This is a genomic window from Pseudomonas sp. Gutcm_11s, assembly GCF_028649395.1.
Taxonomy (GTDB): Bacteria; Pseudomonadota; Gammaproteobacteria; order Pseudomonadales; family Pseudomonadaceae; genus Aquipseudomonas.
This window is the reverse complement of sequence record NZ_JAQSUW010000009.1, coordinates 259,408-280,869: the sequence shown is the minus strand read 5'-3', so window position 1 is coordinate 280,869 and position 21,462 is coordinate 259,408. Positions and strand designations below refer to the sequence as shown.

Annotated in this window: 20 protein-coding genes; 12 read left to right on the top strand and 8 right to left on the bottom strand. The window is 66.5% G+C overall.

From position 1 onward, the window contains the following. The first annotated feature begins 25 nt into the window (after window positions 1-25). From dapC to PTT45_RS03880, 6 genes are all read left to right on the top strand, one after another. Window positions 26-1,219 (top strand): succinyldiaminopimelate transaminase, encoded by a 1,194-nt coding sequence (dapC, locus tag PTT45_RS03905; RefSeq protein ID WP_273811627.1) that lies wholly within the window; start codon window positions 26-28, stop codon window positions 1,217-1,219. A gap of 198 nt (window positions 1,220-1,417) precedes the next feature. Beyond that, complete coding sequence (locus PTT45_RS03900; protein WP_273811626.1) at window positions 1,418-1,765, top strand: ArsC family reductase; 348 nt, start codon at window positions 1,418-1,420, stop codon at window positions 1,763-1,765. Between the two features lie 42 nt (window positions 1,766-1,807). Then, the gene (gene dapD, locus PTT45_RS03895) at window positions 1,808-2,842 is read left to right on the top strand and encodes a 2,3,4,5-tetrahydropyridine-2,6-dicarboxylate N-succinyltransferase (RefSeq protein ID WP_273811625.1); all 1,035 of its coding nucleotides are present in this window, start codon (window positions 1,808-1,810) and stop codon (window positions 2,840-2,842) included. An 82-nt stretch (window positions 2,843-2,924) separates the two neighbouring features. Next, window positions 2,925-4,130, top strand: a complete 1,206-nt coding sequence (locus PTT45_RS03890) for an aminotransferase class V-fold PLP-dependent enzyme (RefSeq protein ID WP_273811624.1) — start codon at window positions 2,925-2,927, stop codon at window positions 4,128-4,130. After that, window positions 4,127-4,543, top strand: a complete 417-nt coding sequence (locus tag PTT45_RS03885) for a SufE family protein (protein WP_273811623.1) — start codon at window positions 4,127-4,129, stop codon at window positions 4,541-4,543. The genes PTT45_RS03890 and PTT45_RS03885 overlap by 4 nt, the downstream gene beginning before the upstream one ends. Window positions 4,544-4,600: 57 nt before the next feature. After that, on the top strand, window positions 4,601-5,065 hold the full coding sequence (locus tag PTT45_RS03880) for a hypothetical protein (protein ID WP_273811622.1): 465 nt from the start codon (window positions 4,601-4,603) through the stop codon (window positions 5,063-5,065). Here PTT45_RS03880 and PTT45_RS03875 read toward each other — a convergent pair. The 3 genes from PTT45_RS03875 to tcdA all read right to left on the bottom strand — a co-directional run bounded on the left by PTT45_RS03875 (window position 5,001) and on the right by tcdA (window position 7,236). Continuing rightward, entirely contained in the window at window positions 5,001-5,819 is an 819-nt protein-coding gene (locus PTT45_RS03875; RefSeq protein ID WP_273811621.1) for a substrate-binding periplasmic protein, read from the bottom strand. The genes PTT45_RS03880 and PTT45_RS03875 overlap by 65 nt on opposite strands. Before the next feature lie 106 nt (window positions 5,820-5,925). Continuing rightward, entirely contained in the window at window positions 5,926-6,387 is a 462-nt protein-coding gene (locus PTT45_RS03870) for a DUF1456 family protein (protein WP_273811620.1), read from the bottom strand. A 39-nt stretch (window positions 6,388-6,426) separates the two neighbouring features. Beyond that, window positions 6,427-7,236: a tRNA cyclic N6-threonylcarbamoyladenosine(37) synthase TcdA gene (gene tcdA / locus PTT45_RS03865; RefSeq protein WP_273811619.1), complete on the bottom strand. Its 810-nt coding sequence runs from the start codon at window positions 7,234-7,236 to the stop codon at window positions 6,427-6,429. A gap of 92 nt (window positions 7,237-7,328) precedes the next feature. Here tcdA and PTT45_RS03860 point away from each other — a divergent pair, with 92 nt between their 5' ends. The 5 genes from PTT45_RS03860 (at window position 7,329) to PTT45_RS03840 (ending at window position 13,653) form a co-directional block, all read left to right on the top strand. After that, window positions 7,329-8,471 (top strand): iron-containing alcohol dehydrogenase, encoded by a 1,143-nt coding sequence (locus PTT45_RS03860; RefSeq protein WP_273811618.1) that lies wholly within the window; start codon window positions 7,329-7,331, stop codon window positions 8,469-8,471. A 167-nt stretch (window positions 8,472-8,638) separates the two neighbouring features. After that, on the top strand, window positions 8,639-11,236 hold the full coding sequence (locus PTT45_RS03855) for a glycosyltransferase (protein WP_273811617.1): 2,598 nt from the start codon (window positions 8,639-8,641) through the stop codon (window positions 11,234-11,236). Between the two features lie 92 nt (window positions 11,237-11,328). Beyond that, window positions 11,329-12,468, top strand: coding sequence for a succinyl-diaminopimelate desuccinylase (dapE, locus tag PTT45_RS03850; RefSeq protein ID WP_273811616.1), 1,140 nt, complete (start codon window positions 11,329-11,331; stop codon window positions 12,466-12,468). After that, on the top strand, window positions 12,465-13,271 hold the full coding sequence (locus tag PTT45_RS03845; RefSeq protein WP_273811615.1) for a putative RNA methyltransferase: 807 nt from the start codon (window positions 12,465-12,467) through the stop codon (window positions 13,269-13,271). Before dapE ends, PTT45_RS03845 begins: the two co-directional genes overlap by 4 nt. Before the next feature lie 10 nt (window positions 13,272-13,281). Then, window positions 13,282-13,653 carry a hypothetical protein gene (locus tag PTT45_RS03840; protein ID WP_273811614.1) on the top strand — a complete coding sequence of 124 codons (372 nt, stop codon included), beginning with the start codon at window positions 13,282-13,284 and terminating at the stop codon, window positions 13,651-13,653. Between the two features lie 68 nt (window positions 13,654-13,721). Here the strand turns inward: PTT45_RS03840 and PTT45_RS03835 are convergent, their stop codons facing one another. From PTT45_RS03835 to PTT45_RS03815, 5 genes are all read right to left on the bottom strand, one after another. Next, window positions 13,722-13,931: a cold-shock protein gene (locus PTT45_RS03835; RefSeq protein ID WP_137974306.1), complete on the bottom strand. Its 210-nt coding sequence runs from the start codon at window positions 13,929-13,931 to the stop codon at window positions 13,722-13,724. 216 nt (window positions 13,932-14,147) lie between these two features. Further along, complete coding sequence (locus tag PTT45_RS03830) at window positions 14,148-15,122, bottom strand: DUF4340 domain-containing protein (RefSeq protein WP_273811613.1); 975 nt, start codon at window positions 15,120-15,122, stop codon at window positions 14,148-14,150. Between the two features lie 81 nt (window positions 15,123-15,203). Then, window positions 15,204-17,036, bottom strand: a complete 1,833-nt coding sequence (locus PTT45_RS03825; RefSeq protein WP_273811612.1) for a GldG family protein — start codon at window positions 17,034-17,036, stop codon at window positions 15,204-15,206. A gap of 2 nt (window positions 17,037-17,038) precedes the next feature. Beyond that, a complete protein-coding gene (locus PTT45_RS03820) occupies window positions 17,039-17,770 on the bottom strand; it encodes an ABC transporter permease subunit (protein ID WP_273811611.1) in 732 nt (243 codons plus the stop codon). Beyond that, entirely contained in the window at window positions 17,767-18,687 is a 921-nt protein-coding gene (locus PTT45_RS03815) for an ABC transporter ATP-binding protein (RefSeq protein ID WP_273811610.1), read from the bottom strand. Before PTT45_RS03815 ends, PTT45_RS03820 begins: the two co-directional genes overlap by 4 nt. Window positions 18,688-18,962: 275 nt before the next feature. Between PTT45_RS03815 and plsB the strand changes: the two genes are divergently transcribed. Beyond that, a complete protein-coding gene (gene plsB / locus PTT45_RS03810) occupies window positions 18,963-21,449 on the top strand; it encodes a glycerol-3-phosphate 1-O-acyltransferase PlsB (RefSeq protein ID WP_273811609.1) in 2,487 nt (828 codons plus the stop codon). Window positions 21,450-21,462: the final 13 nt, after the last annotated feature.

Sequence of the window (21,462 nt, the reverse complement as noted above, 5' to 3'; positions counted from 1 at the left end):
GCACGCACCGCAAGAAAGAGACCCCATGAACCACGCCCTGACCCAGCTGCAGCCCTACCCCTTCGAGAAACTGCGCGCCCTGCTCTCCGGTGCCAACCCGCCGGCGGACAAGCGGCCGATCGCCCTGTCCATCGGCGAGCCCAAGCACAAGTCGCCGGACTTCGTGGCCAAGGCCCTGGCGGACAATCTCGACCAGCTGGCCGTCTACCCGACCACCCTCGGCATCCCCGCCCTGCGCGAGGCCATCGCCGCCTGGTGCGAGCGCCGCTTCGGCGTACCGCACGGCTGGCTGGATGCAGCCCGCCACGTACTGCCGGTCAACGGCACCCGCGAGGCGCTGTTCGCCTTCACCCAAACAGTGGTACGCCGTGAAGCTAAAGGCCTAGTGGTCAGCCCCAACCCCTTCTATCAGATCTACGAGGGCGCGGCCCTGCTGGCGGGCGCCGAGCCGCATTACCTGCCATGCCTGGAAGACAACGGCTTCAACCCGGACTTCGACGCCGTGCCGGCCGACGTCTGGCAGCGCTGCCAGATCCTCTTCCTCTGCTCGCCGGGCAACCCCACTGGCGCCCTGGTGCCAATGGAGCAGCTGAAGAAGCTGATCGCCCTGGCCGACGAGCACGACTTCGTGATCGCCGCCGACGAGTGCTACAGCGAGCTGTACTTCGATGAAGATAATCCGCCGCCCGGCCTGCTGACCGCCTGCGCCGAGCTGGGCCGTAGCGATTTTGCGCGCTGCGTGGTGTTCCACAGCCTGTCCAAGCGTTCCAACCTGCCAGGCCTGCGCTCCGGCTTCGTCGCCGGCGACGCCGACATCCTCAAGGCCTTCCTGCTGTATCGCACCTACCACGGCTGCGCCATGCCGGTGCAGACCCAACTGGCCAGCGTCGCCGCCTGGAACGACGAGGAGCACGTACGCGCCAACCGCGACCAGTACCGCGCCAAGTACGATGCCGTGCTGGAGATCCTGCAGCCGGTGCTGGACGTACAGCGCCCGGATGGCAGCTTCTACCTGTGGGCCAAGACCCCGGGCGACGACACCACCTTCACCCGCGAGCTGTTCGCCCGCGAGCACGTCACCGTGGTGCCGGGCTCGTACCTGTCGCGCGAAGTGAATGGCGAGAACCCGGGCGCCGGGCGCGTGCGCCTGGCCCTGGTCGCGCCGCTGGCCGAGTGCATCGAAGCGGCCGAACGCATTCGCCGCTTCGTGCAGGGCTGATAGCCGAAAAAAAGAAGCCCGGCGCGAGGGCCGGGCAGTAGGAGCGTCCAGCTCACCCTGCCTGGCCCCAAGTGAAAAGATCGTGAAATGATCATCCGGCAGCATGCCGGGCTGTCGCTCGCCCGACATGGCATAATCGCCACCCCGGTTTTACGCAATGCAAGCGCAGCGGGCAGAACGCCCGCGCGAGGAACCCCAATGTCCTACACCCTCTATGGCATCAAGGCCTGCGACACCATGAAGAAGGCCCGCACCTGGCTCGACGAGCAGGGTGTCACCTATGCCTTCCATGACTACAAGGCCTCCGCCATCGACCGTGAGAGCCTGACCCGCTGGTGTGCCGAACATGGTTGGGAAACCGTGCTGAACCGTGCCGGCACCACCTTCCGCAAGCTGGACGACGCGCAGAAGGCCGACCTGAATCAGGCCAAGGCCATCGAACTGATGCTGGCTGCGCCTTCGATGATCAAACGTCCGGTGCTGGACCTGGGCGGCAAGACCCTGGTCGGCTTCAAGCCGGACCTCTACGCCGCCGCACTGAAATAAGCGCCTGGCTTCCACCCAATTAGAGTTACGAGGAACACCGCAATGTCGCAAAACCTGTTCAGCCTGGCCTTCGGCGTCGGCACCCAGAACCGCCAGGGCACCTGGCTGGAAGTCTTCTACGCCCAGCCGCTGGTCAACCCGGCCGCCGAGCTGGTCGCCCTGGTCGCCGAGAAGGTCGGCTACACCGGCGGCAACCAGGCCCTCGCCCTGACCACCACCCAGGCCTCCGAGCTGGCCACCGCCCTGAAAGGCGTGGACGCCGCCCAGGCTGCCCTGCTCACCCGCCTGGCCGAGAGCACCAAGCCGCTGGTGGTCACCCTGCTGGCCGAAGACGCCGCGCTGACCTCCACCCCGGAGGCCTACCTCAAGCTGCACCTGCTGTCGCATCGCCTGGCCAAGCCGCACGGCCTGAACCTGACCGGCATCTTCCCGCTGCTGCCGAACGTGGCCTGGACCAGCCAGGGCGCCGTCGACCTCGGCGAACTGGCCGAGCGCCAGCTGGAAGCACGCCTGAAGGGCGATCTGCTGGAAGTGTTCTCGGTGGACAAGTTCCCCAAGATGACCGACTACGTGGTGCCGGCCGGCGTGCGTATCGCCGATAGCGCCCGCGTGCGCCTGGGCGCCTACATCGGCGAAGGCACTACCGTGATGCACGAAGGCTTCGTCAACTTCAACGGCGGCACCGCCGGCCCGGGCATGATCGAAGGCCGCGTGTCCGCCGGCGTGTTCGTCGGCAAGGGCTCCGACCTCGGCGGCGGCTGCTCGACCATGGGCACCCTGTCCGGCGGCGGCAACATCGTGATTTCCGTCGGCGAAGGCTGCCTGATCGGCGCCAACGCAGGTATCGGCATCCCGCTGGGCGACCGCAACACCGTGGAATCCGGCCTGTACGTTACCGCCGGCACCAAGGTGGCCCTGCTCGACGACCAGAACAACCTGGTCAAGGTGGTCAAGGCCCGCGACCTGGCCGGCCAGCCGGACTTGCTGTTCCGCCGCAACTCGCAGAACGGCGCGGTCGAGTGCAAGACCAACAAGACCGCGATCGAGCTGAACGAAGCCCTCCACGCGCACAACTAAGCGCATGTGATGGTGAACAGGCCGGGCTTATGCCCGGCCTGTCTATTTATACTCAGCACATTTCCCAGCAGTGCCGCAGACCATGCCCCTGAACTCTCCCTGGCGCGCCGATTTCCCCGGCATCCTGGCTCTGGCAGCAGAAGGCCAGACCTACCTGGACAGCGCCGCCACCGCGCAGAAGCCCCAGGCCATGCTGGACAGCCTGCTCGGCTATTACGCCAGCGGCGCCGCCAACGTGCACCGCGCCCAGCACCTGCCGGGCGAGCGCGCCACCCGCGCCTTCGAGGCGACCAGGGAGAAGGCCGCGCGCTGGCTGAACGCCGCCAGCAGCGAGGAGATCGTCTTCACCCGCGGCAGCACCGAGTCCCTCAATCTGCTGGCCTATGGCCTGGAGCACCTGTTCCAGGCCGGCGACGAGATCGCCATCAGCGCCCTGGAACACCACGCCAACCTGCTGCCCTGGCAGCAACTGGCACTGCGTCGTGGGCTCAAGCTGGTGGTACTGCCGCTGGATGAGCTGGGGGATATCGACCTGGCCCAGGCCGCCACGCTGATTGGTCCGCGCACTCGCCTGCTGGCCGTATCACAGCTGTCCAATGTGCTGGGCCGCTGGCAACCGGTCAGCGAACTGCTCGCCCTGGCCCGCGCCCACGGTGCGCTATGCGTCATCGACGGTGCCCAGGGAGCCGTGCACGGCCGCCATGACCTGCAGGCACTGGGCGCCGACTTCTACGTCTGCTCCGGGCACAAGCTCTACGGCCCGGACGGCGTCGGCCTGCTGCATGGCCGGCGCGAGGCCCTGGCGCAGCTGCAACCCTGGCAGTTCGGCGGCGAGATGGTGCTGCAGGCCGACTACCACGAGGCGCGCTTCCGCCCCGCTCCACTCGGCTTTGAGGCCGGTACCCCGCCGATCTCGGCGGTCATCGCCCTGGGCGCCACCCTGGACTACCTGGCGAGCCTGGATGACACCGCCGCCGCGGCTCATGAAGCCGCATTGCACCGCGAACTGCTCGCCGGCCTGGCCACCCCCGAGGGCATACGCCTGCTCGGTGCGCCGCAACTGGCGCTGGCCAGCTTCACGGTAGACGGCGTGCACGGCGCCGACCTGGCCCACCTGCTCACCGAGCAGGGCATCGCCGTGCGCAGCGGGCATCACTGCGCCATGCCGCTGATGAAACGGCTCGGCCTGCCGGGCGCCATCCGTGTCTCGTTCGGCCTGTACAACGATGGCGAGGACCTGCAGCACTTCTTCGCCGCCCTGGACAAGGCCCTGGAGCTACTGCGATGAGCCTGCCCACCGCAGCCCAGGAGGCGCTGGAAGCCTTCACCGCCTGCCCCGGCTGGGAGCAACGCGCACGCCTGCTGATGCAATGGGGCGAGCGGCTGCAGCCGCTGACGGAAGAGGAACGTAACGAGGCCAATCGGGTGCATGGCTGCGAGAGCCAGGTCTGGCTGGTCGGCGAACAGCGCGACGGCATCTGGCACTTCCGCGCCGCCAGCGACGCCCGCCTGATCCGCGGCCTGCTCGCCGTGCTGCTGGCGCGGGTCGACGGCCTCGACGCCGCTGCACTGGCCAGCATCGACCTGCCGGCCTGGTTCTCCGACCTGGGCCTGTCCCGGCAGCTCTCTCCCTCGCGCAGCAATGGCCTGAACGCCGTGCTGCGGCGCATGCACGAGTTGGCAAAAACGCCCCTCGAATGAGCGACCAGCGGTGCATGGCTGCTACTCTCGCCCACCGCTTAACTCATGGAGAGAGTGATGCCTGTTCACCTACGCACGGCGCTAGTCAGCGCTTTCGGTCTCATCTCGCTGTTGTACCTACCCCTCGCAATAGGCATCTCTGGCGTGCTGCTGTGGCTGCCCGAGTGGATTGCTGAGCGGCTTGATCCGTTCTACGTCAATCTGCTGCTATCGGCCACGCTCACCGGGCTGGTGGTGGGATGGTTGCAACCGCGTCGCTACCTGCAGGCAGGGCTGACGATACTTGCCTTGGCCACGCTGGTTACCCTGATCCGCATTGCGCTAGAGCGGCCGACTGAAATGCCACTGGATGAGTGGTTCGAGTTACTGGCTGCCAACCTGCAAGCCATCAACAGCGATCTGTTGACCAGCGCAGTCGGTCTGCTGGGCGGTGCATGGATCGGATCACGCCGAAGGGTCAAAACGACTCAGGGCGCCAGCGATCCGGATCACCCCGATTTAGAGCCTCCTGCAGGCGTTTGAGCTCGCCGCGCTCGGCGAAGCGGGCCAGCTCCGCGTTGAAGCGATCGAGCAACTTCGCCGAGGCGGGGTCGTCGCGGCGGAACAGCAGGCGCAGCGGCTCGGTGTTCACGTAGCGCGGATGGTGGGTGATGTTGTGCTCGCGCGGGAACAGCTTGCGCAGCATGGCGTAGCCCACGGCGCGGTCCTGCGGGTGCAGGTCAATGCGCCCTAGCTCCAGTAGGCGCAGGCCGGTGTCTTCCTTGCTGTTCTGCTGCACGCGCAAACTGCCGTCCTGCAGCGCGCGGTCGAACTGCGGGCCGTAGGAGTAACCATGGGTGGTACCGATCAGATAGGGCTTGAGGTCTTCGACGCGGCGCCAGTCGAAATGCAGCTCCTTGCGGTGGAACAGCACGACCTCGCCACGCACCAGCGGGTCGCTGCACACGCCGAAGTCGAGACGTTTAGGGCTGCAGCTGTAGGGCATGATGGCGTCCAGGTTGCCCTGTTCGAGCATCAGGACGTTGCGGTCCCAGGGGTAGAAGACCAGCTCGACGCGGTAGCCGGCCTTGGCGAACACCGCACTGACCAGGCGCGCCAGGGCGCCGCCGTCCTTGCGCTGCTGGTCGACGTAGGGCACCCAGTCGCCGGTGCCGATGCGCACCACCGGTTCGGCCAGCACAGACGGGGACACGGCCAGCAGCAGACCGGCCAGCAACCCGAGCAGCGACGAACGACGTGACAAGCTGCGGCAGGCGCAGGCGGACGACTCAAACACTGGACACCTCATGACATGGCCCACTGCGCGTCCCTGCAATGAAATGGCCAGCCCACTTCACTCCCCTAGAGCGTAGCCGAGGCAGGCTGGCTGGCGGCTCCACCCGTCAGCCGCGCAGGCGCTGGGTCAGGCCCCGCAGGAAGTTGCGCAGCAGCTGGTCGCCGCAGGCGCGGTAGTTCTTGTGCTCGGGGCTGCGGAACAGGGCGCTGAGTTCGGCCTTGGTCATCGGCAGATCGGCGGCGCGGAGGATCTCGTGCATGTCGTCGTCACGCAGCTCGAAGGCCACCCGCAGCTTCTTCAGGATGATGTTGTTGGTCAGGCGCTTCTCCACCGGCAGCGGCGGGCGGCTCTCGTCGCGACCACGCTTGTGCAGCACCAGGCCAGCAAGGAAATGCCCCAGCACCTCATCAGTGCAGGACTGGAAGCCTTCCTCGTCATCCTTCTTCAGCAAGGCCGCCACCGTCTCGGCTTCAAGGTGGTAATCGGCCAGCTTGCAGATGTCAGTCACTTGGGCATCGCTGATATCCAGCAGATAACGCAGGCTGCGCAGTACGTCGTTGTTGTTCATGGGGAAACTCTCATGGCGCCCTCGGGCGCGGAAAAAAGACTAGTCGGATTTGCCCGCACGTTCGGCCGGGCGGCGCGCGCCGGCCACCAGCTTGTCGATGATGCGCGCCGCCGCGGCCATGCCGAAGCTGGCGGTGACCATCATCACGGCACCGAAACCGCCAGCGCAGTCGAGCTTGACGCCCTCGCCGACGAAGCCCTTGGCCTGGCACACGGTGCCGTCCGGCTTGGGGTAGCGCAGCTGTTCGGTGGAGAACACGCAGGGCACGCTGTAGGTGCGCCCGGGGGTACGGGAGAAGTTGTAGTCGCGGCGCAGGGTACTGCGTACCTTGGCGGCGAGTGGGTCGTTGAAGGTCTTGTTGAGGTCGGCGACCTGGATCTGCGTCGGGTCGACCTGGCCACCGGCACCGCCGGTGGTGACGATCTGGATCTTGCGCCGCTTGCACCAGGCGATCAGCGCCGCCTTGGCCGCCACGCTGTCGATGCAGTCGATCACCGCATCGAGCTGCTCAGTGATGTACTCGGCCATGGTCTCGCGGGTGACGAAGTCAGCCACCGCGTGCACCGTGCAGGCAGGGTTGATGGCGCGGATGCGTGCAGCCATCTCATCGACCTTGGCCTTGCCCACGGCGCCGTCGATGGCGTGCACCTGACGATTGGTATTGGTGATGCACACGTCGTCCAGGTCGAACAGCGAGATTTCGCCCACCCCGGAGCGGGCCAGCGCCTCGGCTGCCCAGGAGCCGACGCCGCCGATGCCAACCACTGCCACGTGGGCCGCCGCCAGCCGTTCCAGCCCCTCGCGCCCGTACAACCGGGCTATACCGCCGAAGCGCTGTTCGTCTGTCATCTCGTCGCACCCTCAGAATTCGGCCGACATTATACGGCCATGGCCCGGCACACGCTTCTATAGTGGATGGACGCTCCGCAGGGAGTTACGCCATGCGCAACTTCAGCTACTACAACCCGACGCGCATCCTGTTCGGCGCCGGGCAGATCGCCGGCCTGGCCCAGCAGATCCCGGCTGGCAGCCGGGTGCTGGTCACCCACGGCGGCGGCAGCATCCTGCAGAACGGCGTGTGGCAGGAGGTCGAGCAGGCCCTGGCCGCCTATAGGGTCACCCGCTTCGCCGGCATCGAGGCCAACCCGCAATACAGCACGCTGCTACGCGCGGCCGAGCTGGCTCGGCGCGCGGGCTGCGATTTCATCCTCGCCGTCGGCGGCGGTTCGGTGATCGACGGCAGCAAGTTCGTCGCCGCTGTGCTGGCCTACCCTGGCGAGCCGTTCGATCTGCTCTGCGGCACGCCGATCCGCCGCGCCCTGCCACTGGGCTGCGTGGCCACCCTGGCGGCCAGCGGTTCGGAGTGCAACCCGCACGGCGTGCTCGGCCACGCCGACCTGCAGGCGCGCCTGGCCTTTTCCAGCCCTTGCCTGTACCCGCGCTTCGCCATTCTCGATCCCTGCACCACCTTCAGCCTGCCACCACGGCAGATCGGCAATGGCGTGGTCGCCACCTTCGTGCACACCCTGGAGCAGTACCTCACCCTGCCTACCGGCACGCCCCTGCAGGACCGCCAGGCCGAAGGCCTGCTGCTCACGCTGCTGGAAGAAGGACCCAAGGCCATGGCCAACCCGCTGGACTACGCCAGCCGGGCCAACCTGATGTGGTGCGCCAGCCAGGCGCGTAGCGGCCTGCTGGCCTGCGGCAGCGCCCAGGACGACAGCCTCGGCCTGCTCGGCCGCCAGCTGAGCCTGCTCTACCACCTGGATCACGCGCAGAGCCTGGCGCTGCTGCTGCCAGCCCTGCTCGGCGAATACCGGGCCGAGCGCCTGGCCAAGCAACTGCAGTACGCCGAGCGGGTCTGGGGCCTGCGCCACGGCGGCCCGGAACAGCGCATCGCCGCCGCCATTCGCGCCACCGAGGGCTTCTTCCGTCGCATGGGCGTGGCCACCCGCCTGTCGGCCCACGGCCTGGACGCCGAAGCCATCCCCGAGGTGCTGGCCCAGCTGCAGCGCCGCGATGGCCTCGAACAGCCACCGATCGACCTGGAGGCCTGCGAGCGCATCCTCCTGCGCGCGCTGTGACGACAATCCACGGAACTCGGCGGCGGCAGCGCCGGACCAACCCGGATACGGGCAGGCGCCTCGCTCCCGGCGGTGCTATACAGGCCAATGGCTGCGGGGTAGCATGCGCGCCGACCGGCGTCCGCCGGCCCTTTCTCTTGTTCCTGCTGTGGAACCCTTAAGTAGCCATGCCAACGCGCAAACTCGGTATCAATCTGGTGGTCATCGTGGCGGTCGCCGCCATGTTCACCGGCCTCTGGGCTCTCTATAACCGTCCCGTGGACGCACCGGACTGGCCGGAGCAGATCTCCGGCTTCTCCTATTCGCCGTTCCGTGCCGGCCAGAACCCGCAGCAGAACATCTACCCGAACGACGCGCAGATTCGCGCCGACCTCGAGCTGCTGAGCAAGCAGACCGACAGCATCCGCACCTACTCGGTAGACGGCACGCTGGAAGACATTCCACGCATCGCCGAGGAGTTCGGCCTGCGCGTGACCCTCGGCATCTGGATCGGCACCGATCTGGAGCGCAACGAGCGCGAGATCGCCAAGGCCATCGAGATCACCAACAACTCGCGCAGCGTCGTGCGCGTGGCGGTGGGTAACGAGGCGCTGTTCCGCAGCGAGGTCAAGGTGCCGGAGCTGATCGCCTACATCGATCGGGTCCGCGCTGCGGTCAAGGTACCGGTGACCACCTCGGAGCAGTGGCACATCTGGCAGGATCACCCGGAACTGGCCGACCACGTCGACCTGATCGCCGCCCACGTACTGCCGTACTGGGAATTCATGGCGATGGAGGACTCCACCGACTTCGTCCTCGAGCGCGCCAAGGACCTGAAGAAGCTGTTCCCGAAGAAGCCGCTGCTGCTCTCCGAAGTGGGCTGGCCGAGCAACGGCCGTACCCGTGGCGGCGCCGAGGCCGACCAGGCCGAGCAGGCCGTGTACCTGCGCACCCTGGTCAACCAGCTCAACGCCAAGGGCTACAACTACTTCGTCATCGAAGCCTTCGACCAGCCGTGGAAAGCCGGCGACGAAGGCGCGGTGGGCGCCTACTGGGGCGTGTACAACCTCGACCGCCAGCCCAAGTTCGCCTTCGAGGGCCCGGTGGTAGCCATTCCGCAGTGGCGCATGCTGGCCGTCGCCTCGGTGGTCATGGGCCTGCTGGCCCTGGCCCTGATGCTGATCGACGGCAGCTCGCTGCGCCAGCGCGGCCGCACCTTCCTGACCTTCGTCGCCTTCGTCGGCGGCTCGGCGCTGGTGTGGATCGCCTACGACTACAGCCAGCAGTACAGCACCTGGTTCAGCCTGACCGTCGGCGGCCTGCTCGGCATCGGCGCCCTGGGCGTATTCATCGTCCTGCTCACCGAGGCCCACGAGCTGGCCGAGACCGCCTGGACCCGCACCCGTCGCCGCCCGTTCATGCCGGTCATGGGCGACACCGCCTACCGGCCCAAGGTGTCGATCCACGTGCCCTGCTACAACGAGCCGCCGGAGATGGTGAAGCAGACCCTGGATGCCCTGGCAGCCCTGGACTACCCGGACTACGAAGTCATCATCATCGACAACAACACCAAGGACCCGAAGGTCTGGGAGCCAGTCGAGGCCTACTGCCAGCAGCTCGGCGAGCGTTTCCGCTTCTTCCACGTGGCGCCCATCGAAGGCTTCAAGGGCGGCGCGCTGAACTACATCCTGCCGCACACCGCGCCGGATGCCGAAGTGGTGGCGGTGATCGACTCCGACTACTGCGTCGACCGCAACTGGCTCAAGCACATGGTGCCGCACTTCAGCGATCCGAAGATCGCCGTGGTGCAGTCGCCGCAGGACTACCGCGACGGCGACGAGAGCGCCTTCAAGAAGCTCTGCTACGCCGAGTACAAAGGCTTCTTCCACATCGGCATGGTCACCCGTAACGACCGCAACGCGATCATCCAGCACGGCACCATGACCATGATCCGCCGCAGTGTGATGGACGAGCTGAAGTGGGCCGACTGGACCATCTGCGAAGACGCCGAACTGGGTCTGCGCGTGTTCGAGAAGGGTTATTCCGCCGCTTATGCCCACGAGAGCTTCGGTCGCGGCCTGATGCCCGACACCTTCATCGACTACAAGAAGCAGCGCTTCCGCTGGGCCTACGGCGCCATCCAGATCATGAAGGGCCACGCCCGCGCGCTGTTCCGTGGCGAAGGCTCGGAGCTGACCCGCGGCCAGCGCTACCACTTCATCGCCGGCTGGCTGCCGTGGATCGCCGACGGCCTGAACATCTTCTTCACCGTCGGTGCCCTGCTCTGGTCGGCCGCGATGATCATCGTGCCCAACCGCGTCGACCCGCCGCTGATGATCTTCGCCATCCCGCCGCTGGCGCTGTTCTTCTTCAAGTTCGGCAAGATCATGTTCCTCTACCGCCGTGCGGTGGGCGTGGACCTGAAGCGTTCGTTCCAGGCGGCCATCGCAGGTCTGGCGCTGTCGCACACCATCGCCAAGGCCGTGCTGTACGGGACCTTCACCAAGACCATCCCGTTCTTCCGCACACCGAAGATGGCCAGCAACCACGGCATCATGGTGGCCCTGGCCGAGGCTCGCGAAGAGGTGTTCGTCATGCTCCTGCTGTGGGGCGCGGCGATCGGCATCGGCTTCGCCCAGGACATCGGCAACGCCGACGTGAAGTTCTGGGTCGCCACCCTGCTGGTGCAGTCCCTGCCCTACCTGGCGGCTCTGATGATGGCCCTGCTCTCCTCGCTGCCCAAGCCGGCTACCGAGGACGTCGGCGAGCCGGCTGGCGCGGCCTGACGGCACGACCTGTCTGTCGAAACGGCGGCCTTGAGGCCGCCGTTTTGCTTTAAGATGGCGGCCTTTCTGATTTCCGCTGTTCCGGAGCCACGATGACCGCCCTCACCCCCACCCTGGAGCTCGCCTTCGACCTGATCCGCCGCCCCTCCGTCACCCCGGTCGACGAAGGCTGCCAGGAGCTGATGATGCGCCGCCTGGCCGCACTCGGCTTCGCGGTGGAGCATATGCGCATCGAGGAAGTGGAGAACTTCTGGGCCAAGCGTGGTGGTGACGGCCCGGTGCTGTGCTTCGCCGGCCACACCGACGTGGTGCCGACCGGCCCGCTGGAAGCCTGGCAGTACCAGCCGTTCGACGTGCGCGTAGACGACGAGGGCATGCTCTGCGGCCGTGGCGCGGCAGACATGAAGGGCAGCCTGGCGTCGATGATCATCGCCGTGGAGCGCTTCGTCGCCGACCACCCGAACCACAAGGGCGCCATCGCCTTCCTCATCACCAGCGACGAGGAAGGCCCGGCCCACCATGGCACCAAGGCCGTGGTCGAGCGCCTGCGCGAGCGTGGCGACCGCCTGGACTGGTGCATCGTCGGCGAACCGTCCAGCACCACCCTGCTCGGTGACGTGGTGAAGAACGGCCGCCGCGGCTCGCTCGGCGCCACCCTCACCGTGTACGGCAAGCAAGGCCACGTGGCCTACCCGCACCTGGCCAAGAACCCCATCCACCTGGCCGCCGGCGCCCTGGCCGAACTGGCCGCCGAACACTGGGACGACGGCAACGCCTACTTCCCGCCGACCAGCTTCCAGGTGTCCAACCTCAATTCCGGCACCGGCGCCACCAACGTGATCCCGGGCGAGCTGAAGGCGGTGTTCAACTTCCGCTTCTCCACCGAGTCGACCGTGGAAGGCCTGCAGCAGCGGGTCAATACCATCCTCGACAAGCACGGTCTGGACTACCACATCGACTGGGCACTGTCCGGCCTGCCGTTCCTCACCCAGCCGGGTGAGCTGCTCGACGCCGTGGCCGCCAGCATCAAGTCCGTCACCGGCCGCGACACCACGCCGTCCACCTCCGGCGGCACCTCGGACGGGCGCTTTATCGCCACCCTGGGTACGCAAGTGGTCGAGCTGGGCCCGGTCAACGCCACCATCCACCAGATCAACGAGCGCGTACTGGCCAGCGACCTCGACCTGCTCACCGAGGTCTACTACCAGACCCTGGTCAAACTCCTCGCATGAGTCTGACCTGCCCGATCTGCCAGGCGCCGCTGAGCGCGGTCGACAACGGCCTGGCCTGCCCGGCCAACCACCGTTTCGACCGTGCGCGCCAGGGCTACTACAACCTGCTGCCGGTGCAGCACAAGAACAGCCGTGACCCCGGTGACAACCAGGCCATGGTCGAGGCGCGCCGGCGCTTCCTCGACGGCGGTCATTACGCGCCGCTGGCCAAGCGCCTGGCCGAGCTGGCCGCCGAGCGCGGCCCGCGCACCTGGCTGGATATCGGTTGCGGCGAGGGCTACTACACCGCGCAGCTCGCCGAGCTGCTGCCCGCAGCCGACGGCTATGCCCTGGACATCTCCCGCGAGGCGGTGAAGCGCGCCTGCAAGCGTGCCCCGCAGCTGAGCTGGCTGGTAGCGAGCATGGCCCGCGTGCCGCTGAGCGATGCCAGCTGCGACCTGCTGGCCAGTGTGTTCAGCCCGCTGGACTGGCAGGAAGCCCTGCGTCTGCTCAAGCCCGGCGGTGGCCTGCTGCGCATGGGTCCGACCAGCGTGCACCTGATGGAGCTACGGCAGAAGCTGTACGACGAGGTGCGCGACTATGACGACCAGAAGCACCTGGAGCTGATCCCCGCTGGCATGCGCCTGGCCCACAGCGAAACCATCAGCTTCCCGCTGCTGCTGGCCGACGCCCAGGCCCGCGCCGACCTGCTGGCCATGACCCCGCACGGCTGGCGCGCCAGCGCCGAACGCCGCGCCGCGGTCATTGCCGAAGACTTCGAAGTTACTGTCTCCATTCGCTACGATTGGATAGAGAAAATCTAGAGAGCCCGCCATGCGCCAACCCGATATCGAGATCTATCTCAAGGACGCCAGCCAGGACGCCATCACTGCCTGGTTGAACGAGGTCTTCGGCTCCTGCAGCGAATGGCAGCAGCGCGGCCAGATGTTCAAGTGCCAGGCCGGCGCGATCCCGGTGGTATTCCTGCCCAAAGCCGTGGGCAAGTGGCACAGCTTGATGCTGGAAAGCGACGCGACCCCTTGGGCCGATGACCTGGCCTGCGCCCACGCCGCCTTCGCCGCGCTCGGCGTGGAAGTGCGCTGCTCCACCGGTGGCTGGAGCGAAGAGGACGGCGAGGAAGACGCCGACCGCTGGATCAAGGTCAACGCCGAGGGCGAGCAGGAATTCATCTGGCGCACCGACTGAGTGCTCAGCCACCGCAGAAAAACAAAAGGCCCGTCGATGACGGGCCTTTTGCTGTGCAACGAAGGTCCTCAGACCTTGGATACGTCTTCCGCTTGCAGGCCCTTCTGACCCTGGATCACGGAGAACTCCACCTGCTGGCCTTCAACAAGACTGCGGTGACCCTCGCCACGGATGGCGCGGTAGTGGACAAATACGTCCGGGCCGCTTTCGCGTTGAATGAAGCCATACCCTTTGGAATCATTGAACCACTTGACGGTTCCGACCTCACGATCAGCCATTACCACTTCCCTCGATTCTCGGTTTTGTTGTTGGGTAGATCGGCGCAAACGTTCTTCTTCTTCTTTCCGACCCCGGCCAAAACGAGCGTGGAGCGGTGTTCCGAATGGCGTCTAAATGCGACCGCCTGGCGAGTATAAAACAAGCGTTCGTCTTGCCAAGGGATTTTTTCGGCCGAGCTGCAGACCGCATGGTGCATGGCCTGCAGCGTTTTTAGCTCAGTCAGCCGCGAGCAGATCGGTCAGCTTTTTCGCCAAGCTCTGGTACTGGTGTGCCTCCAGGCGATAGGCCCAACCGGCACGTGCCGGCAGCTCGACGGCGAGCAGATCGCTGCTCGGATCGAGCACCAGCCAGTACTGCTCGGCCTTGCCATACAGGCTGCCCTTGAGGTGCCGATCGCCGAAGGTGGTGAGGGTGAACTGCAGCACCGGTTTGCCTGCGAAGCTGACCTGGGCCAGCGGCGCTGCATCGCTGAAGCGCAGGTCGGCGAAGAACAGCCCGGCACCATTGGCCGCACCGTCGAACGCCAGCCGCTTGCCTGCGGGCAGATCGCGCACCAGCAGGTTGATGTCCTCGATCTTGTCGCGGAACAGCTGCAGCCGCTCGCCACTGGCATGCTGCATATCCAGCTCGCGAATTTCGGCGAAGGGCACGGCAGTGACCCGGCGATCCAGCCAGGCCAGCTCGGTGGGCGGCAGCTCGATGCGCTGGCTGACCAGCCAGCTCTGCGCCTCATCGGCACGTCGCACCAACTGCCCATCCTGCTGGCCGGGCTTGCCGATCAGCAGCTGCAGCGGCTGCTCGCCCTGCTCCAGCTTGAGGCGAATGCCCTGCTGCTCGGCGTCGCCCTTGTCGGCCAGGCCCAGGCGCCCGTATAGCTCGGGGTTGGCCGTGCGTGGCTCGACCTTGCGCGCCTCGGCCAGGGCATTGAGCAGCTGGTTCGCCGCGCCCTGGTCGGCCGGATAACCCGCCTTGGCCGGCAACACCCAGCCCTGCTCGCCCCGCTCCAGGCGCACCAGCGGCTGGCCGGCACGCTGCACTTCGATGGCCTTGACCTGCGCCACCTGCAGCCCCGGCAACCAGCGCTCGGCCTGGGCCGGCATCCTGGGGAGGCTCACCTGGCTGGTGAAGTACCAGCCGGCCACCAGGGCCAGCGTCAGCACCGCCAGGACGGATAGAAACCTGCGATTCATAGCCTTGCTCTCCTGATCAGGAGTTGGAAAAGGACGTGAGAAAGAAAAAGGGGGAAGGGTCTGTCCCTTCCCCCTTCCGGGTCACGCGGCCTTGCGCCGGCGCCACAGCCACAGCGCCAGCACGCCGAGGGTCAGCAGCAGCGGTACGGCGAGGATGTTGGCCAGCTTGAGGGTGCGGCCCAGGTCCTCGATCTGCGCGTTGAGCTGGAAGCGCACCTCGCGCAGCTCCTTGCGGATGCGCAGCTTCTCGGCGATGAACTGCTGCACCGCCGCCTGCTGCTCGGGGGTCAGCTCCAGGGCTTTGCTCGGGTCCTGTTGCTGCAGCGAGGCGAGCTTCTGGTCGGTCTCGGCCAGGCGCTTCTGCAGGTCCTCTTCCTTGACCCGGAACTGCGCCTCGGCTTCGCGCTGCAGCGCCTCGACCACCTCGAACGGACGACTGAAGCGACCGCGCGAGCGCACGCTGATCAGCGCATCGCTACCGGACAGGTTGTCCAGCGCGTTGATGGCGAAGCCGGCGTTGTCGGCGAACGGCTGCGGCACGCGCTGGCCGAAGAAGTCCTGCACCTGCACCCACATGCGGTCGGTGAGCAGGTCGGTGTCGGCCACGGCGATGACGTTGATGTTCTCCGCCGATTTCAGGCCGTCCTTCTGCCCCTCGATGCCCTCGGGGAAGGCCGACTGCACCGGACCGCTGATGCGTGCGGCGATGGCATAGCGCTCGCCGGTCGGCTCCAGGTCGCGGATCAGCTCCTCCGGGTTGGCCAGGGTGGCGAAGCGCGCGGCGTCGAACGGCATGGCGTATTCGGAGCTCTGCAGCAGCGGCACGAACTGGGTCTTGGCGCCCTCCAGCGGTTCGAGGATACCGGCGGTGGCGATGTTGATGCTCTCCAGGCCCGAGGTGGCCACGTCTTCCTGGTTCATCGCCCGCTGCGGCAGCGCCAGCCAGGCGGCATGGCGTGCGGCACGCTGGCCCTGGCCCATGCTCACGGACAGCGCGTAGGAGCCGTCACCGAGCACCTTGTCCGGCACCAGGCGCACGCCCCAGGCCTTGAACAGCGGTTCCAGGTCGGAGGCCTTGCCCTGGTCGTCGCCCGGCATCATCGGCGGTGCGTTGTCGGCCTCGCTGAGTGGGTCGACGAACACCAGCAGCTTGCCGCCACGCAGGACGAACTGGTCGATGGCGTACAGGGTCGGCTGCGGCAGGTTCTTCGGGTGTACCAGCAGCAGCACCGAAACCTCGTCCGGGATCTTGTCGATGCCGGCCTTGAGGCTGTCGATCTTGAACAGCTGGCGCACCTCTTCCATCACCATCCAGGGTGCGGTCGGCTGGCGCGCCATCATGTCGAAGCCGCCGTTGAGCTGCAGCCCGGAGAGCAGGCCGACCACCGGCCGCTCAGGTTTGGCCAGGCCCTGCACCAGCTGGCTCAGCTGGTATTCGAGGAACTCCTCCTGGTCCAGCGGGAAGAACGGGATGACCTGCTTGTCGTCCACCGCGTTGGTGCCGGCCAGGCCGAAGTAGATCTGCTCACCGGTCTGGTTCGCCGGCACGGCCTGCAGGCCGAAGCCGGCGGCCTTGTCCTCATCCTCGGAGAAGGGCTCGGGGTCGACGATGTGCAGCTTGATCTTGCCGTTGGCCTCGCGCTCGTAGGCCTTGAGCATCTCTTCCACGCGCACCGCGTAGTTACGCAGCACCGGCAGGTCGCGGGCAGCCTTGTCGGAGTAGAAGAAGTACAGGTTGATCGGCTCGTCCAGCTCGCCAAGGATGCGCTCGGTGCCCTCGGAGATGGTGTAGAGCTTCTGCTCGGTGAGGTCCAGGCGAGCGCCACCCAGGCCCAGGGCCGAGAGCATGTTGAAGGCCAGGAAGGCCACGGCGATCAGCAACAGGCCGACGCCGGAATACATCAGTTTCTTCATGGTCAGTCAGCCTTCTTCAGATCGACCACGACGGCGGTGGCGGCAAGCCAGGCGGCCATCAGGGAGACGAAATAGAGCAGGTCGCGCAGGTCGATCACGCCCTTACTGATCGCGTCGAAGCGGGTCAGGAAGCTTAGCGAGGCGACCGCATCGAGCAGCCACTGCGGCGCCCATTCGAGAGCGTCGAGCACCATCGGGAAGCCGCTGACGATGAACAGGAAGCAGGCGCTGACAGCGAGGATGAAGGCGATCACCTGGTTCTTCGCCAGGGCCGACATGCACGAGCCGATGGCCAGGTAGGAACCTGCCAGCAGCCAGCTGCCGAAGTAGCCGGTGAAGATCGCGCCGTTGTCCGGCTCACCCAGGTAGTTGACCGTGATGATCATCGGGAAGGTCAGCAACAGGGCGATGCCGGCGAACACCCAGGCGGCGAGGAACTTGCCCAGCACCGCCTCAAAGCGGGTGATCGGCAGGGTCATCAGCAGCTCGATGGAGCCGGACTTGCGCTCCTCGGCCCACAGGCGCATGGCGATGGCCGGCACCAGGAACAGGTACAGCCAGGGGTGGAAGTTGAAGAACGGCGACAGGTCCGCCTGGCCGCTTTCGTAGAAGCCGCCGAGGTAGAAGGTGAAGACCCCGGACAGCACCAGGAAGATCAGGATGAACACATAGGCGAGCGGCGTGGCGAAATAGCTGGCCAGCTCGCGCTTGAAGATCACGGGCAACTGCTTCATGCCGCCTCTCCCCGGGTCAGGCTGCGGAACACTTCATCGAGCCGGCCGCGTTCCACGTCCAGCTCAGTCACTTGCCAGCCACGCTGGCGGATCAGCTCATTCACCTGCGGGAAGATCACCTGGCCAGGCGCGGCCACCAGGGTCAGGCTGCCTTCGGTGTTGTCTTCCACGGCGAGCACGCCTGGCAGCGCGGCCAGGGCCTCGCGATCCACTTCGCCGGCGGCGACCAGGGTCACCGCCTGGTGGTAACGCGAGCGGCTCTCCAGCTCCAGCGGCGTACCGTCGGCCACCACCTTGCCGGCGGCGATCACCACGGCGCGGGTGCACACCGCCGACACCTCTTCGAGGATGTGGGTGGAGATGATCACGATCTTGTCCTTGGCCAGGCTCTGGATCAGCTGGCGCACCTGGTGCTTCTGGTTCGGGTCGAGGCCATCGGTGGGCTCGTCGAGGATCAGCACCTTGGGATCATGGAGGATGGCCTGGGCCAGGCCGACGCGGCGCTTGAAGCCCTTGGACAGGGTCTCGATGCTCTGCTCCAGCACATGCTGCAGCTCCACCTGCTCGACCGCGCGCAGCACCCGCTGCTTCTTCTCGGCGCCGCGGAAGCCACGGACCTCGGCGATGAATTCGAGGAAGCCACGCACCGTCATGTCGCCGTAGCAGGGCGCGCCTTCCGGCAGGTAGCCGATCTGCTGCTGGGCCTTGAGGGTGTCACGCTGGATGTCGAAACCGAGAATGCTGGCGGTACCGGAGGTCGGCGCCAGGAACCCGGTGAGCATCTTCATGGTGGTGGATTTACCGGCCCCGTTAGGGCCGAGAAAGCCCAGCACTTCCCCCTGCTGGACCTGAAAACTGAGACCATCGACGGCCGTGTGATGAGCAAAACGCTTGGTTAGATTTTTTATTTCGATCATGGCTCTCGTCCCAACGGGATAGACCCCGGGCCATGCTGACCTCGGGGGCCCTGCAAACGCCGGCGGACTATAAAAGTCGACCCGCGGCATGGCAAGACAAGGGCTTTTAGGAAAAGTTGCAGGGCCCCGGCGATTTCTTCTCGATATCGACCTGCAGGCCAGGAAACACGCGGCCATCCGGTGAACACTTGTACCTGCGGCGCTTTTGCCGCAGCGAGGCGAATACGGCACACTAGCCGCCCCGAGCGCTCGCTCGTTTTCACAGTCGCCCTCGTATGACCCGCTCCCCGCTCCACCGCCTTGCCTTTGGTGCCCTGCGTCGCCTGCTGTACCTCTGGGTACGCTCGGAAACCATCAACCAGTCGTCCTTCAATCTGCGCCTGGATCGCAGCAAGCCGGTGTTCTACGTGCTGCAGCAGCCCTCGGCGGCGGACCTGGCGGTAGTGGACACGGAATGCAGCAAGGCCGGCCTGCCGCGACCGATCCTGCCGGTGGCGCTGGGCGAGCAGATGGAGCCAGCCGGATTCTTCTACCTGACCCGCTCGCCGAGCTGGTTCGGCGGCCACGACAAGCGTGGCGCACCACCGACCCTGCAACGCCTGCTCGCCAGCCTCGATGGCAGCGCGCTGGATGACGCGCAGATCGTCCCTGTCAGCGTGTTCTGGGGCCAGTCGCCGGACCGCGAGACCAGCCCGTGGAAGCTGCTGTTCGCAGACTCCTGGGCCGTCACCGGGCGCCTGCGCAAGCTGGTCAGCATCCTCATCCTCGGCCGCAAGACCCGCGTGCAGTTCTCCGCGCCGATCCATCTGCGCGAGCTGCTCGACCAGGGCAAGGGCCGCGAACGAACGCTGCGCATGGTGCAGCGCATCCTGCGCGTGCATTTCCGCAACCTGAAGACCACCGTGATCGGCCCAGACGTTTCGCACCGCCGCAACCTGGTGAAAGGCCTGGTCCATGGCCCGCAGGTGCGCCAGGCCATCCTCGACGAGGCCGAGCGCGAGAAGATCAGCGTGGAGAAGGCCCAGGCCCAGGCGCTGCGCTACGGCAACGAGATCGCCTCGGACTACACCTACACCGCCATCCGCTTCCTCGAAACGGTGCTCAGCTGGTTCTGGAACAAGCTGTACGAGGGCATCCAGGTCAACCACCTGGAAGCGGTGCGCGACATCGCCCATGGTCACGAGATCGTCTATGTGCCCTGCCACCGCAGCCACATCGACTATCTGCTGCTGTCCTACCTGCTGTTCCGCAACGGCCTGACGCCGCCGCACATCGCCGCCGGCATCAACCTCAACATGCCGGTAGTCGGCGGCCTGCTGCGCCGTGGCGGCGCCTTCTTCATGCGCCGCACCTTCAAGGGCAACCCGCTGTACACCGCAGTGTTCAACGAGTACCTGCACACCCTGTTCAGCAAGGGCTTCCCGGTCGAGTACTTCGTCGAGGGCGGCCGCTCGCGTACCGGCCGCACCCTGCAGCCGAAGACCGGCATGCTGGCCATCACCCTGCGCAGCTTCCTGCGTTCGTCGCGCCTGCCGATCGCCTTCGTGCCGGTCTACATCGGCTACGAGCGCGTGCTCGAAGGCCGCACCTACCTGGGCGAGCTGCGCGGCGCGGCGAAGAAGAAGGAGTCGATCTTCGACATCTTCAAGGTCATCGGCGCCATCCGTAAGCAGCGCTTCGGCAGCGTCTGGGTCAACTTCGGCGAGCCGATCAAGCTGGCCGAGTTCCTCGACCACGAGCAGCCGGACTGGCGCAGCCAGGACTACGGCGACCAGTGCCGTCCCGAGTGGCTGAACCAGGCCACCAACCGCCTCGGTGCGCGCGTGGCACAGCACCTCAACGAAGCCGCGGCGATCAACCCAGTCAACCTGGTCGGCCTGGCCCTGCTCTCCACCGCCAAGCTGGCGCTGGACGAGAAGGCCCTGGCCCGCGTGCTCGACCTGTACCTGGCACTGCTGCGCAAGGTGCCCTACTCGCCCCACGCCACCCTGCCGGAAGGCGATGGCCAGGACCTGATCCGCTACGTGCAGAGCATGGACCTGCTGGCCGAGCAGAAGGACGCCCTGGGCAAGATCCTCTACCTGGACGAGCAGAACGCCGTCCTGATGACCTACTACCGCAACAACGTGCTGCACGTGTTCGCCCTGCCCGCCCTGCTGGCCAGCTTCTTCCTCAGCAGCTCGCGCATGAGTCGCGAGCAGATCCTGCGCTACGTCGGCGCGCTGTATCCGTACCTGCAGTCGGAGCTGTTCATTCGCTGGTCCGTGGACGAGCTGGAAGGCGTGGTCGACCAGTGGCTGGAAGCCTTCGTCGAACAGGGCCTGCTGCGCCTGGAAGACGACATGTACGTGCGCCCGGCGCCCAGCTCGCGGCAGTTCGTCCTGCTCACCCTGCTGGCCCGCGCCATCGTGCAGACCCTGCAGCGCTTCTACATGGCCACCGCCCTGCTGCTCAACGCCGGCCAGTACGCCCTGTCCGCCGAGGAGCTGGAGAACCTCTGCGTGGTCATGGCCCAGCGCCTGTCGATCCTGCATGGCCTCAACGCGCCGGAGTTCTTCGACAAGAGCCTGTTCCGCCACTTCATCCAGACCCTGCTCGACCAGGGCGTACTACGCCAGAACAGCGAGGGCAAGCTCAGCCACCACCCGCAGCTCACCGAGCTGGTGGAGGGCGTGGCCAAGCGCGTGCTGCCGGCGGAGATTCGCCTGTCGATCCGCCAGGTGGCACTGGAGCGCAACGAAGAGAACAACGAGCCGGCGTGATCCGCGCACAAGA